The organism is Limnospira platensis NIES-39, assembly GCF_026000695.1.
Taxonomy (GTDB): domain Bacteria; phylum Cyanobacteriota; class Cyanobacteriia; order Cyanobacteriales; family Microcoleaceae; genus Limnospira; species Limnospira platensis.
The window spans coordinates 3,744,202-3,760,520 of sequence record NZ_AP026945.1 but is presented as its reverse complement, the minus strand read 5'-3'; the positions used below and the strand labels follow the sequence as shown (position 1 = coordinate 3,760,520).

General features: G+C 43.8%; 10 protein-coding genes, 1 tRNA gene and 4 pseudogenes. 4 read left to right on the top strand and 11 right to left on the bottom strand.

What is annotated here, in order from left to right:
- Positions 1 to 30: 30 nt before the first annotated feature.
- Positions 31 to 204: a hypothetical protein gene (locus tag N39L_RS18390; protein ID WP_157888712.1), complete on the top strand. Its 174-nt coding sequence runs from the start codon at positions 31 to 33 to the stop codon at positions 202 to 204.
- Positions 201 to 1,469 (top strand): annotated as a pseudogene (locus tag N39L_RS18385) (ISNCY-like element ISAtsp9 family transposase). The gene N39L_RS18390 and the pseudogene N39L_RS18385 overlap by 4 nt, the downstream one beginning before the upstream one ends.
- Positions 1,470 to 1,479: 10 nt before the next feature.
- On the opposite strand, the pseudogene N39L_RS18380 reads toward N39L_RS18385, so the two are convergent.
- From N39L_RS18380 to N39L_RS18345, 6 genes and pseudogenes are all read right to left on the bottom strand, one after another.
- Positions 1,480 to 2,223: pseudogene (locus N39L_RS18380) on the bottom strand (HNH endonuclease); the annotation flags it as partial.
- A 98-nt stretch (positions 2,224 to 2,321) separates the two neighbouring features.
- Positions 2,322 to 4,147, bottom strand: a pseudogene (gene ltrA / locus N39L_RS18375) (group II intron reverse transcriptase/maturase).
- 749 nt (positions 4,148 to 4,896) lie between these two features.
- A pseudogene (locus tag N39L_RS18360) lies at positions 4,897 to 5,420 on the bottom strand (IS630 family transposase); the annotation flags it as partial.
- 1,128 nt (positions 5,421 to 6,548) lie between these two features.
- Positions 6,549 to 8,024, bottom strand: a complete 1,476-nt coding sequence (locus tag N39L_RS18355) for a hypothetical protein (protein ID WP_014275982.1) — start codon at positions 8,022 to 8,024, stop codon at positions 6,549 to 6,551.
- A 9-nt stretch (positions 8,025 to 8,033) separates the two neighbouring features.
- Positions 8,034 to 8,432: a hypothetical protein gene (locus tag N39L_RS18350; RefSeq protein ID WP_006616742.1), complete on the bottom strand. Its 399-nt coding sequence runs from the start codon at positions 8,430 to 8,432 to the stop codon at positions 8,034 to 8,036.
- A gap of 217 nt (positions 8,433 to 8,649) precedes the next feature.
- Positions 8,650 to 12,663, bottom strand: a complete 4,014-nt coding sequence (locus N39L_RS18345; RefSeq protein ID WP_014275981.1) for a CHAT domain-containing protein — start codon at positions 12,661 to 12,663, stop codon at positions 8,650 to 8,652.
- Positions 12,664 to 12,847: 184 nt separating this feature from the next.
- Here N39L_RS18345 and N39L_RS18340 point away from each other — a divergent pair.
- Together N39L_RS18340 and N39L_RS18335 are read left to right on the top strand one after the other, a co-directional pair.
- A tRNA-Leu gene (locus N39L_RS18340) sits at positions 12,848 to 12,930 on the top strand.
- Positions 12,904 to 13,083, top strand: a complete 180-nt coding sequence (locus N39L_RS18335) for a hypothetical protein (RefSeq protein ID WP_081471196.1) — start codon at positions 12,904 to 12,906, stop codon at positions 13,081 to 13,083. Before N39L_RS18340 ends, N39L_RS18335 begins: the two co-directional genes overlap by 27 nt.
- A 773-nt stretch (positions 13,084 to 13,856) precedes the next feature.
- Here the strand turns inward: N39L_RS18335 and N39L_RS18330 are convergent.
- Genes N39L_RS18330 through N39L_RS18310 form a run of 5 tightly spaced genes read right to left on the bottom strand, consistent with a single transcriptional unit; the run spans position 13,857 to position 16,259 of the window.
- Complete coding sequence (locus tag N39L_RS18330; RefSeq protein WP_014274906.1) at positions 13,857 to 14,177, bottom strand: hypothetical protein; 321 nt, start codon at positions 14,175 to 14,177, stop codon at positions 13,857 to 13,859.
- Positions 14,170 to 14,454 (bottom strand): hypothetical protein, encoded by a 285-nt coding sequence (locus N39L_RS18325; protein ID WP_014274907.1) that lies wholly within the window; start codon positions 14,452 to 14,454, stop codon positions 14,170 to 14,172. The genes N39L_RS18330 and N39L_RS18325 overlap by 8 nt, the downstream gene beginning before the upstream one ends.
- A gap of 31 nt (positions 14,455 to 14,485) precedes the next feature.
- Complete coding sequence (locus N39L_RS18320) at positions 14,486 to 14,764, bottom strand: hypothetical protein (protein ID WP_231851947.1); 279 nt, start codon at positions 14,762 to 14,764, stop codon at positions 14,486 to 14,488.
- Positions 14,765 to 14,824: 60 nt separating this feature from the next.
- Positions 14,825 to 15,046 carry a hypothetical protein gene (locus N39L_RS18315; RefSeq protein WP_006616005.1) on the bottom strand — a complete coding sequence of 74 codons (222 nt, stop codon included), beginning with the start codon at positions 15,044 to 15,046 and terminating at the stop codon, positions 14,825 to 14,827.
- Positions 15,047 to 15,059: 13 nt separating this feature from the next.
- Entirely contained in the window at positions 15,060 to 16,259 is a 1,200-nt protein-coding gene (locus tag N39L_RS18310) for a hypothetical protein (RefSeq protein ID WP_014275980.1), read from the bottom strand.
- Between the last annotated feature and the right edge of the window lie 60 nt (positions 16,260 to 16,319).

The window sequence follows — 16,319 nt, the reverse complement described above, 5'->3', positions numbered from 1 at the left end:
CCATCATCCTTAGTAAAAAGGAACTTGAATATGAGCGACGTGAATCTACCTCGTTCAGTCATCAGCATAACATCTGAGACTGCTACGGGTCAACTCAACTTGTCCGAATCCAGCAATTCTCATTTTGGCGAAAACCTGTTCAAGTCCCCAGCATCCCTGTATCGTAATGACATCCAAGAAACCCAGGAGCGCCAGAGCCGTTGAAAAAGCCAGGTGGCTTTGAGACTCTAGTCGGTTCTTTCCGCCAGTGCTTGTCATCGCTACCGGACAAGCGCCGGGGTAAAAATCGCCGCTATGGAATGGAGGATGCCGCTTTAAGTGCGTTTAGTGTGTTTTTTACTCAAACTCCGTCGTTTCTGGCTTATCAACGTCTGATGGAGGGGAGTAAAGGCAAGAGCAATGCCCAAAGTCTGTTTGGAGTTCATCGAATTCCCTGTGATAACCAGATTCGGGACTTATTAGATGCCGTGTCCCCAGAGCACCTGTTTCCAGTGTTTGAGGATATCCTACAAGTCTTGGAAGCCCAGGGGCAGTTAGAAGACTTCCGTTGCCCAGGGGACAGTCTATTAGTCGCGTTGGATGGCACCGAATACTTCAGTTCCGACCAAATTCACTGTCCCCACTGTTCAACGCGCACCCAGAAGTCAGGAAAAACCCATTACTTCCATAGTGTTGTCACTCCAGTCATCGTCTGTCCGGGACAGAATCATGTGATTCCCTTAGTCCCCGAATTTATCGTGCCCCAAGATGGTCATGATAAGCAAGACTGTGAGAATGCCGCCGCCAAACGCTGGCTATCGAGGCAAGAACAATGCTTGAGGGCTTTGAATGTCACGGTTTGAGGGGATGACCTCTATTGCCACCAACCGTTGTGTCAGCAGTTTTTAGAGCAGCAACTTAACTTCATCGTCGTCTGTCGCCCCGAGTCTCATACTACCCTCTATGAACACCTAGAGGGCATCGAACTCCCGACCCTCACGACCAAGAAGTGGACTGGTAAAGTCGAGAAAACCTATACCTACCGCTATCTCAACGGAGTCCCCCTCAAAGATAGCGATGAGGTCCTGTTGGTTAACTGGTGCGAACTTACTGTCACCACCGCTGATGGCCAGGTAACCTATCACAACTCCTTGGCCACGAATTATCCTCTCAGCGATGAGAATGTAGCCGAGGTGGTTCGGGCCGGGCGGACTCGTTGGAAAGTTGAGAATGAGAACAACAACACTCTCAAGACCAAGGGCTACCATCTCGAACACAATTTTGGCCATGGCAAGCAGCATCTTTCTTCCTTGCTCCGGACCATCAACATCCTCTCGCTGCTCTTCCACACCCTGCAGGAGTTGCTCGATAACAAGTACCAGTTGCTACGAGCGCACTTACCGAAGCGCCAAACCTTCTTTAATGATTTGCGCGCGCTTACCCAGACTGTACTTCGACAGTTGGGACCACCTTCTGGCCTTTATGCTTGAGGGTCTCGAGTTAGACATCCCACCCGATAGCAGTTGAATTTCCAAAATGAGAATTGCTGGTTTTATCGTCGCGGGTGTGGCGGTGTAGTAGCTGAAGATTCTTGTATTCATCCTTTCCGCCTTGGCTTCGAGGTACAGTGTGGTCTACTTCCACTAAATCTGATGAGGTAAAGTATGGCCCGCACCAGGTACGCCTACCCTTTTGCTTCTTGAGTAGTTTGGCTACCCTTGTTGGCGTTTCTATTGCTTGTCCTTTTCTGGTTGCCCAGTAAGTCCAATTTCCGTCATAAAGTGTTGCGTCAGGGCGTATTAGGGTGTGTCTGACAATCGGAGTCCAATTATGTTTCCACAATGTAAATCCATCTTTGGTTTTGAAGAACCAACTTTCATGCCTTTCTTTCCCATTGCTGAGTTTGACCGTTCCTGGTCTAAGATAATTTCTCAGCTTTTCATAAGTGGCCTTTCCGTATCTTGAAACTGTCCATGCCCGTAACATTTGCCAGATTATGTTGTCTAGTTTGCTGAAGGTCTCGGTTGAGACTACCCCTGAGTAGTAATTAGACTATCCCCGTATTATTGGGTTTAGTTTGTTTATTAGGGCTGATTGAGGTGCTGTTTTGTGTTTTTTAATTACACCTTTAATCACTTCTGTATTAGCTTTAACTGCTTTTTGGCTGGGTTTTATGTGGGTTTTATGTCCGATTAATCGGCTCGTGGGTCCCCCTGTTTTTCCAGACTTGTATTTTCCTACTGGGATTAGGGGTCGAGATAGACCTCACGGTCTACCCCTCCCATTCAGAACCGTACTTGAGACTTTCACCTCATACGGCTCCTAGTTTGACCGTCTCCTTGTTAAGAGTGCAGCATCATCTCTTCATCAAGAGCTGTTTTATCATCGTGACAATGGCGATGTAGTAATTGAAGATTCTTGTATTCATCCTTTCCGCCTTGGCTTCTAGGTACAATGTGGTCTACTTCAATTAAATCTAATGGGGTAAAGAATTGCCCACACCAGGTACACTTGCCTTTTTGCTTTTTGAGTAGTTTAGCTATACTTGTTGGCGTATCGATTGCTTGTCCTTTTCTGGTGGCCCAGTAAGTCCAGTTTCCGTCATATGGTGTTGCTTCGGGGCGTATTAGGGTATGTCTGACAATTGGAGTCCAATTGTGCATGAATAGATGTAACCCATCTTTGGTTTGGAAGATCCAATTTTCGTGTCTTTCTTTCCCATTGCTAAGTTTAATTGTTCCATGTCTGAAATAATTTCTTAGCTTTTTGTTACTTGCCTTTCCGCATCTTGATACTGTCCATGCCCGTAACATTTGCCAGATTATGAAGTCTAGCTTAACGAAGGTCTCTGTTGAGACTACCGCTGAATAATAGTTTGCCCATCCCCGAATGATTGGGTTTAGTTTGCTAATCAGGGCTGATTGAGGTGCTGTTCTATATTGTTTTATTACACCTTTAATCACTTCTGTGTGGGCTTTGACTGCTTTATTGCTGGGTTTGATGTGGGTTTTGTGGCCGATTAGTCGGCTTGCTGTTCCACATGTTTTCCCAGATTTGTATTTTCCTGCTGGATATTGCCTAATATTGAATCCTAGAAAGTCAAACCCTGGTTCCTCTATTTTTCCATTATACTCAATAGGTTTGAGCGTGTGACATATTCGAGTTTTTTCAGGTTTTATTTCTAGTCCTACAGGTTTTAACCATACAGAGATAGCAGTTTTGCACTGTTCTATAATCTCTAGTGATGGTGATATCACTACAAAATCATCGGCATATCTTATTAAGGTGACTTTAACCTTAACCCATTTTGTTTTTGGATACATCGTTTCAATTAACCTAACCATGCCCAACAGTGCGATGTTAGCCAGGAGTGGACTTATTACCCCTCCTTGAGGTGTCCCTGTTTCAGTATCCTCAAATACACCGTTATCTAGCACACCTGCTTTAAGCCATTGTTTCAGGTCTCTTTTTAGGCTGCTGGGACAATTAATTTTGGACAGTAGGTAATCATGATTTATTCGGTCAAAACATTTTGCTATGTCTGCATCCAGTACATAGTAACCACCTTTATTTATACTTTGGTAGATTCTGGATATTGCATCGTGGGCTGACCGTCCAGGACGGAACCCGTAGCTTGTGCCTTCAAATCTCGATTCCCATTCAGGTTCGAGAGCCGACTTAACCAAGGCTTGCCTTGCTCTATCTTGGATTGTGGGTATTCCTATTCCAGCTTTTTTCATCCCTACCAGGTTTTGGAATCCAAACCCGTCGCAGTGGTTTTGCTTTGAGGTTTCCCTTAATGTTCTTGACCAGTTCAAACCTTTGTCTTGGAGAGATTGCTCTTACTCCATCAACTCCGGCTGTTTTCTTGCCTTGACCCGCTTGGGGGGGCGGGTTTATTAAGCTGACTGTTGGGAAGCATGGCTGACCGTGGAACCCGCCCCTACAGCCGCACTGCTAAGAGCCGGGCATAGTATGATTTCACCAATAGACGTTGCAACCTTTTAGCTTTTGCATTTTGTCCCGATTTAGCCGCTTGAAATATACTCTTTTGGAGCTTGAAAATTTTCCGTTGAACCTTAGTCCATGGGATTGCCTTCCATGCGTTGTTCGTAGTCTTGATTAGTTTTGGTTTCCCAAACCCTTTCTTTAAACTCGCTATCGCCATTTGTACTCCTACTAGGCTCTATTTCTTACATTCAAACCGTGACCCGTTAGCATATCCCTTCCATTACAGTTGGGCGTTGGCTTCTGGTCACATCTCACGTCCTCTAGGACTTGCGGTTACACTTATCCCTACTGATATCTCGACCAGATAATCAGAGTCCAGGAGGATTTAAAACGTTCCGTTTATATGGGCATTCCATCTTTAGATTTGTCTTTTCCACCGGGGTACTTTAAAGGTCTGTGTAGGTAGTGCAATAATACTCCTACTCTTCCCCTTGCTCTTTTGAACGCAGCGTGTCAACCTATTTCGCTACTTAATATTGACGATGGTTCAAGCCGGACATTCGGTTTCCCTAATCATGGATGGTTGGCAGTGGTCGCTTTCTGGTAGTAGGTTCTACTTCACGCCTTCCGTTCCCCGCTTCAATCCTGGGGTTATGATTCCCAAGACTGGGGGTGGCTATCGCCGTTACCCTGACTTCCTAAGTTATACTTATCTATTTATAGTCTTCTTATAAGGAATTTGTATAGTTTAGTTCGTTTTGACCTTGGGTTCCCTGCCTTGTTTGGTATATTTCTATATCAAACGTTGGGACATATAAACAGTTATGGGGATGGTCAGGAGTGTGTTCCTTATATTCAACCAAGGGGTTGAAGTCCCCACCAGGCGGTTATTTCAGGTATTTCAACCCTATTTCATGCCTGAACGTCTCGCACTATTGTCTGATATTATAGCATTAGTCAAGGTGGTTAGGACGCAGCTGGGAGAACGGAATCCATGGCATCATCGAGAGAATCAAACTGCTCACGTGCAATGGCGAATGCGGGCTTTCAACCACGACCAATATTTCTCTATCTTGTTGAGGTCTGGCGAATAAGGTGGTAGATAGAGCAAACGGCATTGAGCCGCCTCCACTAGCTCAGGAATCCGTCCCCCTTGATGAAACGTTGCATTGTCTAGCACTAGAGTCTGACCTGGCTTCAGTGTTGGAATTAAGATGAACTCCAACCACAACTCAAACACTGTCCGATTACAACAACCCTCAAAGCGATCGGGGGCTAAGAGTTGTTGATGACACCATGCGGCCATATAGCTCACCCTGCCCTGCCTCTTCCCTGATTTGAGGGCATGGAAGCGTTGTCCTTCCTCGCAGTAAGCATAAGTAACCATAAGGGTAATCCGAGTCCTGACTATTCATGCCGGCTTCATCGAGGTAGACCACTTCTTGTGGCTCCATCTGTTCAATCTGAGCAATAAACTCCTCTCGCTGTTGCTATTTAGTAGGTTGGGTGGAGTATGGGAACCCAACAACAACATCTCTCAGTGATGTTGGGTTTCACCCAACCTACCCAGCTACCCAGGTCGAATTCCTCGAAAGTGAGTAGGGCGATCGCATTTCCGGCGCCGAGCCTATTTAGTAGGTTGGGTGGAGTATGGGAACCCAACAACAACATCTCTCAGTGATGTTGGGTTTCACCCAACCTACCCAGGTCGAATTCCTCGAAAGTGAGTAGGGCGATCGCATTTCCGGCGCCGAGCCTATTTAGTAGGTTGGGTGGAGTATGGGAACCCAACAACAACATCTCTCAGTGATGTTGGGTTTCACCCAACCTACCCAGGTCGAATTCCTCGAAAGTGAGTAGGGCGATCGCATTTCCGGCGCCGAGCCTATTTAGTAGGTTGGGTGGAGTATGGGAACCCAACAACAACATCTCTCAGTGATGTTGGGTTTCACCCAACCTACCCAGCTACCCAGGTCGAATTCCTCGAAAGTGAGTAGGGCGATCGCATTTCCGGCGCCGAGCCTATTTAGTAGGTTGGGTGGAGTATGGGAACCCAACAACAACATCTCTCAGTGATGTTGGGTTTCACCCAACCTACCCAGGTCGAATTCCTCGAAAGTGAGTAGGGCGATCGCATTTCCGGCGCCGAGCCTATTTAGTAGGTTGGGTGGAGTATGGGAACCCAACAACAACATCTCTCAGTGATGTTGGGTTTCACCCAACCTACCCAGGTCGAATTCCTCGAAAGTGAGTAGGGCGATCGCATTTCCGGCGCCGAGCCTATTTAGTAGGTTGGGTGGAGTATGGGAACCCAACAACAACATCTCTCAGTGATGTTGGGTTTCACCCAACCTACCCAGGTCGAATTCCTCGAAAGTGAGTAGGGCGATCGCATTTCCGGCGCCGAGCCTATTTAGTAGGTTGGGTGGAGTATGGGAACCCAACAACAACATCTCTCAGTGATGTTGGGTTTCACCCAACCTACCCAGCTACCCAGGTCGAATTCCTCGAAAGTGAGTAGGGCGATCGCATTTCCGGCGCCGAGCCTATTTAGTAGGTTGGGTGGAGTATGGGAACCCAACAACAACATCTCTCAGTGATGTTGGGTTTCACCCAACCTACCCAGGTCTTGAATTTAACCGCCACCAGGTTAACCACCCCAAAATTAACCCAATTACACAACTAATAACAAACGTCAAACTCGCCGTTGATACCGGATGAATCGTTGGCGCTTCCGTCTTATTCCGTAACAGGACAAACGAGGCAATTTCCGTTAATATACCCTCCGAATAATTCGCGATTGATGAAGCCGCCGCCGACGCTGTACCCACTCCTATACTAGCAGCAGCGATCGCTCTTTCTAGCCTATCCTCTCTTTTCGCTTGATTAATTTCCACAATTCCCTCAATCGTCTTAATCAGATTTTCTAATAAAATCATCCCCGGACTTAAACTCTCATAGTCCGTTTTTACCTGTCTTTCATACTTGGTCGCCGCCAATTTACTAAACTCAGCCAACGTAGTTAACTCACAATTCGGGTCTACCTTCGCAAATTCTTTTAACCTTTGTCGATAGTTGGCTAAATTAATCGTAATTGTCCTTAACTGGGAATGCAGTTGACTTAAATCGATCGCATAATTTCCTAAGATTTCTAAGGTTTCTTCTAAAGCCTCTTGTAAATCTTCCGGTTGTTTCCGCTGTTGGCGAATGGTTAAGACCGATTTTTGAATGGTTTGATAATTCTTTTTTAATCGGCGTTTCAGAATCCGACTTTGGCTATAGGCCCAAATAATCTTATGGCGATAGGATAACAGACGATGAAAATGGGTCTGTATTTGCTTAATTTCCTCTTGAATTGCCGTTAAGTCGCACTCTGCTGGTAATAGCCAAATTAAATAATGGCATTCTCCTAAACTGTTTTGAATGTCCTTTTTCAGCAGTGACTTATGTTCATCATTTAACCGGGGATAATTTCGCAGGTCTTCCGGTTTTTCATTATCAATCAGTATCAGTAAATTTTCCCAATTCTTCACCGAAACAAACTGAGATATTTCAAATAAATACCCCCCCAAAAGTTGATTGGCTGGGAAACTCAATTGATTATTGGCGATTTCTTTATAACTCTTTTCGGCAATTTCATTAACTTTCTCTGGGGAATATTTACGATCCAGTTGACCCCACAATAGCCAAGTTTGACCGAGGCTTGAGGGACTGTTAATAATTCTTTCCTGAATATATGTTTTCAGTTGCTTTAAAGATGTTTTCTGATATTCGCTATCATAAGCATCAATGATTAAGCTATAGCTATCCCCCAATTGAGAGGCTGCTAAAACATATTCTATCCCCATTAAAGGCTGTTCCCCCTCCTGATAATCTAAGGAAACAATATCGATTTCTGGGTTTTCTTTCGTAGCGTATTTTTCCAGTTTGTCGAGATTTTCGGCCGTTAATTTACTATAGGGTTTTTCCAGGTCATGATGAAACCGTCGCCAAAAATAATAGCGATTAAAATCTATGCTTTCTGAGGTTTGTCCTAACCCTTCCCGTAAGTCATACAGAAACAGTTGCAGCGTGATTTCTTTCAGGGGGTACATTCAGTTAAATTACAGAGATGGAGACGACTTAAATAGTTGGCTAAAAAACCCTTGTATTTTGCCGCCCACAGAAGGATTGAGCGCATTTTTTGACGCTGTTACCGGGTCGGGAGAATGACAAATTTGTTCCGCCAGATTGCTTAATTCTGTGTTATAATCATCACTATCAAAGCTGGGGAGATAGCCTTTTTTACGATCGCTTCCCTCAGACAAAAGGCGATCGCACTCCTGCTTATATAATATCGCTAAGTCTGTATAATTCATCGCCACCGACTCTAATTGTTTCGTATGATTAGCCACATCAGAAATCATCGCCAATTGATTATACACATTTATTGGCAACTTTCGGTTAAAACGGGCTAAGGCATGAATAAACGCGGTTATAATTACTTTATCGTTAGGAGTCATAGCTAATTAATTGGTGACAGTCCGACACCAGGTTAAAGAAACAGGGGACTTGGACAGTGATTTAGCACTTAGTTTATGCCCAACTATTGTAGCACAGTAGCCGTGAATTGTATAGACCCATTTGATAATTAATTGGAGCCGTCAATTTATCCGGTGTTTGGGGTAACAATTCCCGTCAGTTTCTACCTAGGCGACTATCCCGTTATTCCCCCTTCCCTCAATAACCCGAAATCACCAAACTCGACCAATAATAAACATCAGAAAACGGCATAACTTCCGAGTTTTCTTGTCTTTCAATGCGTCCTAAAGCCTTGGATAAAATCCCCCGATTATTATCAGCCAAGGAAGGATGTGATAAACAGCATTGATAAACCTTGGCAATTTCCCCCCAGGTCGCCTCAAACCGTAACCAATTTTTCGCCTTATGCAAAGCCACCGCCGCCGTTTCACCCCCTAGGTATTCCTGATAAAACTTAATCGCCAACACCGCCGCCGACTCATCATTAACCAGCCATAAACTGGAAACCACCTGAGACACTCCCCCCCGCAGAAAGGCACTGGCTAACCCCACATATTCCTTCTCAATGGCTTCGATATTAGTTAAACCCGTTTCGCAAGCATTTAGATACACCAGACCATAAGAAGTCAGGGATAAACTCGCTATTTTTTCTCCCGTTAAACGCTCTGAACCCGATAGCAAAAGACTTGACAAACTCGGCTTTTTGTGGTAGTAATCCCCATGACCGCTAAAGTGGAAAATCTGGTGATTTTCTGTTAAAGCTGATATCACAGTTTCCTCAGTGGCTTGTTTATCCGTGATGGTTTGGTAGCGGCTATTATAACCCGTCAAAATTTGCTCAATAGCAGTCACTTCCGCTGCCGTAAAAGGCAAATTTTTCGCGCCGATACTGTCCGGGTAAGCCACAGTCAGCACAGAAACTCCTGAGTTAGGATTCATTGGCGGCGAGGAAGAATGACCATAACCAAAGGCGGCGCTGGGTAAACGAGTGATAATCAAATCATGGGGAAATAAGGCTTCCAAAGGGAAACGGTGCAAGTCTCGATGGGGAATTAAAATTAAGTGGCTAATCTCCGGGGGTAATTTAGCGGTAATTTCCGGGATATTTAACAGGGTGTGCATCGAGTCTATATGGGTTTTTAACCGTTGCTGCCAACTCTGACTATCTGAGGTTTTCTTGAGACTATAATTCTGATAATCCCGATTCCAATGGGTGATTAAAGTTTCCAGTGTTTCCTGTGCCGCAGCAGATAAAGGGATAGCGGTCAGGTCGTCGCGGGTGAGGATAAAGGTAATCAAAGAATGATTGCCATAATACCAATAAATCAGGGCGGTTTCCCCGTTAACCAAGGTTTGAATTTGTGCCACATTGGGGCTAATCTCAACGGGTTGAGAAGCCGTGGATAACAGCCAAGTTAAATGGATATTCTTTTCTAATTCTGCGGTTTCCAAGGCTTGATGCCAGTTTTGGTCTTGGCTGGCAAAGTCAAAGGCAAAACGATAGAATAGAGTAAATTTTGCCCTCAGCCGTTTCACCTGGGGGATAGACTGAGATTCCCGGAAATTCCCCGGCACCAGTTGGGGGGTTTCATCATCATCTGGGTTGACAGGGGGAGATAGGCTAACCTTCTCGGGTTGGGAATGGTGTCGATGATAAATTTGATTCAGCCAGGTTTGTAAAGTGGCAAAACCCTGTTGATGCCATTGTCTGGCTGACTGGTATTCTCCTAATTTCAACAAAGCCGAAATTAAATCAAGGACAATGGTTAAATATAACTCCCGGTCAGCATCAGGGGTGATAACGGTCAAGGCTTCCTGATAACTTTCTACAGCCTGTTGATAATAGTATCTGGCTGTTTGCGGCTGACCAAATTCATCAGTTATGCGGTGAGAAGCTGTGGCGAATTGACCTCGCCGATAACGCCCTTGACCGATACGGTGATGTAAATATCCCCAGGGGGTGGGGTGGGTGGATTTGGGGCAATGTTTTAAACCCTGTTGATAACTAGCAATTTCTCCTGGATAATCCCGTAATTCTAAACTCGGATTTTGCAGAATTTCTGAGAGTCTCGGTGAGTTGATATCAGGCACAATAAAATCAGTATTACGGCGTGATTGTGCAGCCGCATTCCCTCGGTTAGACCAAGCTTGATGGAAATCGGGTTTAAATTTTATGGCTTGGTCGTAGGAGGATATGGCTTTTTCATACTCTCCTAAATGAGACAGCGCCCCCCCTCGGTTAGACCAAGCTTCATGGTAATCGGGTTTAAATTTTATGGCTTGGTCGTAGGAGGATATGGCTTTTTCATACTCTCCTAAATAAGACAGCGCCAACCCTCGGTTAGACCAAGCTTCATGGAAATCGGGTTTAAATTTTATGGCTTGGTCGTAGGAGGATATGGCTTTTTCATACTCTCCTAAATAAGACAGCGCCACCCCTCGGTTAGACCAAGCTTGATGGTCATCGGGTTTAAATTTTATGGCTTGGTCGTAGGAGGATATGGCTTTTTCATACTCTCCTAAATCAGACAGCGCCCCCCCTCGGTTAGACCAAGCTTCATGGTAATCCGGTTTAAATTTTATGGCTTGGTCGTAGGAGGATATGGCTTTTTCATACTCTCCTAAATAAGACAGCGCCAACCCTCGGTTAAACCAAGCTTCATGGTCATCGGGTTTAAATTTGATGGCTTGGTCGTAGGAGGATATGGCTTTTTCATACTCTCCTAAATGAGACAGCGCACTCCCTCGGTTAGACCAAGCTTCATGTAAATCGGGTTTAATTTTTATGGCTTGGTCGTAGGAGGATATGGCTTTTTCATGCTCTCCTAAATAAGACAGCGCCACCCCTCGGACAAACCAAGCTTCATGGTAATCGGGTTTAAATTTTATGGCTTGGTCGTAGGAGGATATGGCTTTTTCATACTCTCCTAAATCATACAGCGCCAACCCTCGGTTAAACCAAGCTTCATGGTAATCGGGTTTAAATTTTATGGCTTGGTCGTAGGAGGATATGGCTTTTTCATACTCTCCTAAATTACCCAGCGCCAACCCTCGGTTATACCAAGCTTCATGGTAATCGGGTTTAAATTTTATGGCTTGGTCGTAGGAGGATATGGCTTTTTCATACTCTCCTAAATTAGCCAGCGCATTCCCTCGGTTATTCCAAGCTTCATGTAAATCGGGTTTAAATTTTATGGCTTGGTCGTAGGAGGATATGGCTTTTTCATACTCTCCTAAATAAGACAGCGCTACCCCTCGGACTAACCAAGCTTCATGGTAATCGGGTTTAAATTTTATGGCTTGGTCGCAGGAGGATATGGCTTTTTCATACTCTCCTAAATTAGCCAGCGCATTCCCTCGGTTATTCCAAGCTTCATGTAAATCGGGTTTAAATTTTATGGCTTGGTCGTAGGAGGATATGGCTTTTTCATACTCTCCTAAATTACCCAGCGCACTCCCTCGGACCAACCAAGCTTCATGTAAATCGGGTTTAAATTTTATGGCTTGGTCGCAGGAGGATATGGCTTTTTCATACTCTCCTAAATAAGACAGCGCTACCCCTCGGTTAGCCCAAGCTTCATGGTAATCGGGTTTAAATTTTATGGCTTGGTCGCAGGAGGATATGGCTTTTTCATACTCTCCTAAATTACCCAGCGCACTCCCTCGGACCAACCAAGCTTCATGGTAATCGGGTTTAAATTCGATCGCTTTTTCCAAAGAGAATATCGCACCGCGCCAATCCCTATTTACCAATAATCGTTGGCATCCATCGTTAAACCATGACTCAGCATCAGCCGGGAGAGAGTTAGGGGTATTAGTTTCTCTGGGGGGAGGTTTTGGCCGTGTTTCTCCTAACAAATTAGCCGCTATTTGGGAAATATAGTCACCATCCAACTGCGCTAATAATAACAACTGCCGGGAGATTTCCGCATCTTTAGGGTTAGGGTGAAACCGGGGAGACCATTCCTCCCATCGGCTTTTCGTCACCCGGTATTCATTGCGACGCAGCCAACGCCTCACCTGGTCTCCTTTCCAACCCTGACCCACCTTAGTCAGCAATTGTCGAAATAACCATTCATATTCATCGTCTGGGAGTCGGGGAGGGTTTGACCCCGGCGGTGGCGGGGGGTCCACCCACTCCATAAACTTATCCCAAACTTGGGTCAACCATCGACGAAATCGACCCATCAGGCGCATCAGTTGGTTAAACATAAGCAGTTATCCAGGGTGTCAAACCATCAAACCCCTTGTCCGCTACTGAGGGGTCATCACTATTTTAATCCTTTTTTACCGGTTTCCGCCTCCTCCACCCACCCCAGCCACCTGTCAAAAATTAATTTCCCCTAACCCCTTTTTTTTATCGCTCATCTGTGTTATAATCAATTCTGGCAAATAAGCGGACGTGGCGGAATTGGTAGACGCGCTAGATTTAGGTTCTAGTGTCCTCGCGACGTGAAGGTTCAAGTCCTTTCGTCCGCATTAACTTTAAACCCTTATCCTGACAGCGATAGCGGGTTATTACTCAACCCGATAACTATGCCTAGTTACTCAAATGTTACTCACAATCTAGTCCTAGCACAGGAAAATAATTCTGTCAATAGGTTGATTACTCAGTCAACAAGCACAACTTAATCAATCTGTCAAATGCCTACTATCTCCCCCCAACCAAACACCGATAGGGTAACTCCCTTGTGATACCCGTCAATGGCAAGCCTATCGGTTCGTTACGAACCATTGACTGCTATCACATCGGTCGCACCCCTAAGAGTGTTTGTTTCGGTTAGGGGGAGGGTATGTTTCAAAGCCAACACGATAGCCGTAGATAGCCGTAGGGGGAACCCACTAGGTTATCAATGTACAACGATACCCCTATCAATGTACAAAGATATTAGGCTGCCTATCCGGTTATCTATGGGAGTCAGATTATTAGTGAAATATTGAGGAGCCTACTCGCTACCAACAAAATGCGATCGCATAATCTGAACTATCATCTACCGGAACCAACCCGATACCCCTAAACAACTTTTCAACTGGTGACTTGTTTCGTTATCTCTCGCTGATACCTACATAATCCTAGAGAATTGCTTTACCAGCGACAACGGTTATCCACATAATCCTAGGGAATTGACTCCCCATCGAAACCGATACCTACATACCGCTAGACAAGTCTCCAATTTATAGGGGTACTGAGTTCCGCACGGGATGATTACCCCTAATAGACGGGTTAAGGTTTTGGCTTAGGGTGTTTATTGTGGGTAAATTAGAGGCAAGCATTCATATAAATGATTTCCAGGCCTGGAAAACCAGGCCTGGAAACAAAAAATATGCAAGCACCCCCTACAGTCAGAAACCATAGGGGGCCATTTAAGTTATTGAGTTAGCTGTTAGCTGTTAGGGCTTAGGGTTTAGGGTTTACTGCACTTAGTAATCATAGCGTTAGCTACATCTATTAACTTGTCTACAGTAACTTGGTCAGATTTTCCAACGTAGATGTGATGATTGACGCTACCATCCCACCCTTTGAGGTTCCAGTAGGTAAAACCATTGATTGAGAGTTTTTTGCACGCTGTAAATCGCTTTCCGTTAACCTCTAAAGCAAAAGATTTATTGGTTTCCAGATATTTAAACCATTCTAAAGAACCTACTTCAATACAGATATTACCATGACCTACCAGAAACCCTTTGTAAGACCCTGTTAGTGTGACTACCGGGAGTAGCTTAGGCATGAAAATCACCTCCCAGTAGGATATCGCTGTTATAGCCGTTAATGTTGAAATCAGAGGCAATAATGCCTGGTTGAGGTTGAGAGATAATTGGATACTGAGATTCTACCCATTTTTCGTGTACCGTCATAAAATCAACAGCGGCGTTATGAGCTATTTCGGCTAATGTCACCCTAGTATCCTGGTTAGCGTAGGGGATATCTCGTGACATCATTTGAATGTAAATCTCCCTAGCCATTTCTGCAATAACCATCATTTTTTCTTGTTTAAACTCATCCATTTTTCTATCTCCTATTGATTGTTATCTGGAATTAAAACTCGTCATAATCTTCCCCATAGTCTCCATTTTCGATTTCGTAATGATTCTGAATCTTTGCTTTAAGTAGCCTTTCGATACCTTTTAAAAGTTCCATTTCCGCCGACAAAAAATGTTCGTGGATTGCAATAAATTCCTCAATCTCATTAAATTTTTTGGGAGTTTTGGCAAGTTCTACTAAGTCGAGCAATCCCACAACATTAGGGTTTAATCGATTGCTCATGTAGCTATATTCTACTACGTTTAATCCGGGCGTACTTGATTTGATTGACATGGATTTATCCTTTGATAGTGGTTAAGTTGTGATAGTTTAACGTCATTTCGGACGGGTTTGTTACTCAATTTTAGTCAGCAAATGTTTAATGTAATTAAGTTGTTTTAGGAGTAATTGTTCCTTTGCGACTGCCAGGGAATACTCGGTTTGACAATCATTCATTATTGTTATCAAAGTATCCTTAGCGTCTTGTTTGGTAGCATTGTAAATCGTGGTGTCTACCATTTGTTTAAACGTTTTAAACCTTGTTTGAGTAATAGCGTCAATGTTATTTTGAGTCATTTTAATTCCCTCCTTAAATAATTTGTTTCCAAACGTTTTTACCGTTTTGATTAATCATTGAATAGCCCCTGCTTTTCATTAGATTAGTCAACTCTGAAACATTAACGCGACTATCAAGATATCCATCTGTTTTAGCTCTCTCAATGGCTTCTTTTAACGCTTTCGGGTCGATATCAGTTACAACCTCGGTTAACTCAGGACATCCCGCGTTAATTGCCTGATTGTTTTGTTTCATTTTTGCCTCAATACTTTGAGTGATAAAACTGTCTAAAAATTGTTCAGTACCTGATGATATAGTCAAGATTTTTTCATTAACAAAATCCCAGTAATCATTGAAGCGTTTAATTGATTCATTGATAGATAATTGATAAATCAATGAATGAGTGACAATAATTTCACTTGATAACCTAGCGTTAATGATATCTTTTTTGTGTTTCTGTAGTTGTTTTTTGACCTTGCTGTATTGATTGCAGTTATCGATATTTCTCCAGAAAATTTCTAATTGAGATGATAATTTATCAAGCGTAATATCCTCTACATCGTTTAAATCACTTAACTCGTAACTATTCCCCCTATATTCCTCTGATGTCATAGTCTCTCGTTTTTTAAACCATATAGGAAACATCCGTCTTTTGAGTTCGTTTAACTCCCACAATGTCCACAATGGATGTATTGAATTAATCACCTTTAAAGCGAAAGCATTAAAAATCATGTTAGTTCCCGGTGTCTGACTACTGATGGTTATTCGGCTATTTTTGCGGTTTAACACCTTGAAAAGCGATAACATATTCTCATTTTCAATTAATAAGCTAGGGGTGATATCTTCCCATACCAATATAAAATTTTTCTCAAATTCACATTGAAGGGGGTCATAAAATCGTTCATGTTGTATCTTGTTTCTCAGTGAAGCGAAAGTGCTATTAGCAAGCACCGAGGTTGTCTTGTATAGTTCAGATGCTACGGTAGCTACCTGTGACTTTCCAGTACCGCTAGACCCCCAAAGGAACAGGATACCAGCGGTAGACATTAACGTTACTGGAGACGCTATAAACGAGGCGATAATTGGAAACTGAATATCAGGATATGGTAGAACACAGACAGCCCGTAAAACAGACTCTAATTGCTCACCCAGGTTGCCTTCTGTGATTATTTCTTCTAGTTCAGATGACATTTGGCTTCTGATTAGCCTATAATCGATATAGTCGTCGGACATGGTACACTCCTATCGCTCTTGACTTGTTGACATGGTATGGTAGTTATTCCCCCCTAAATA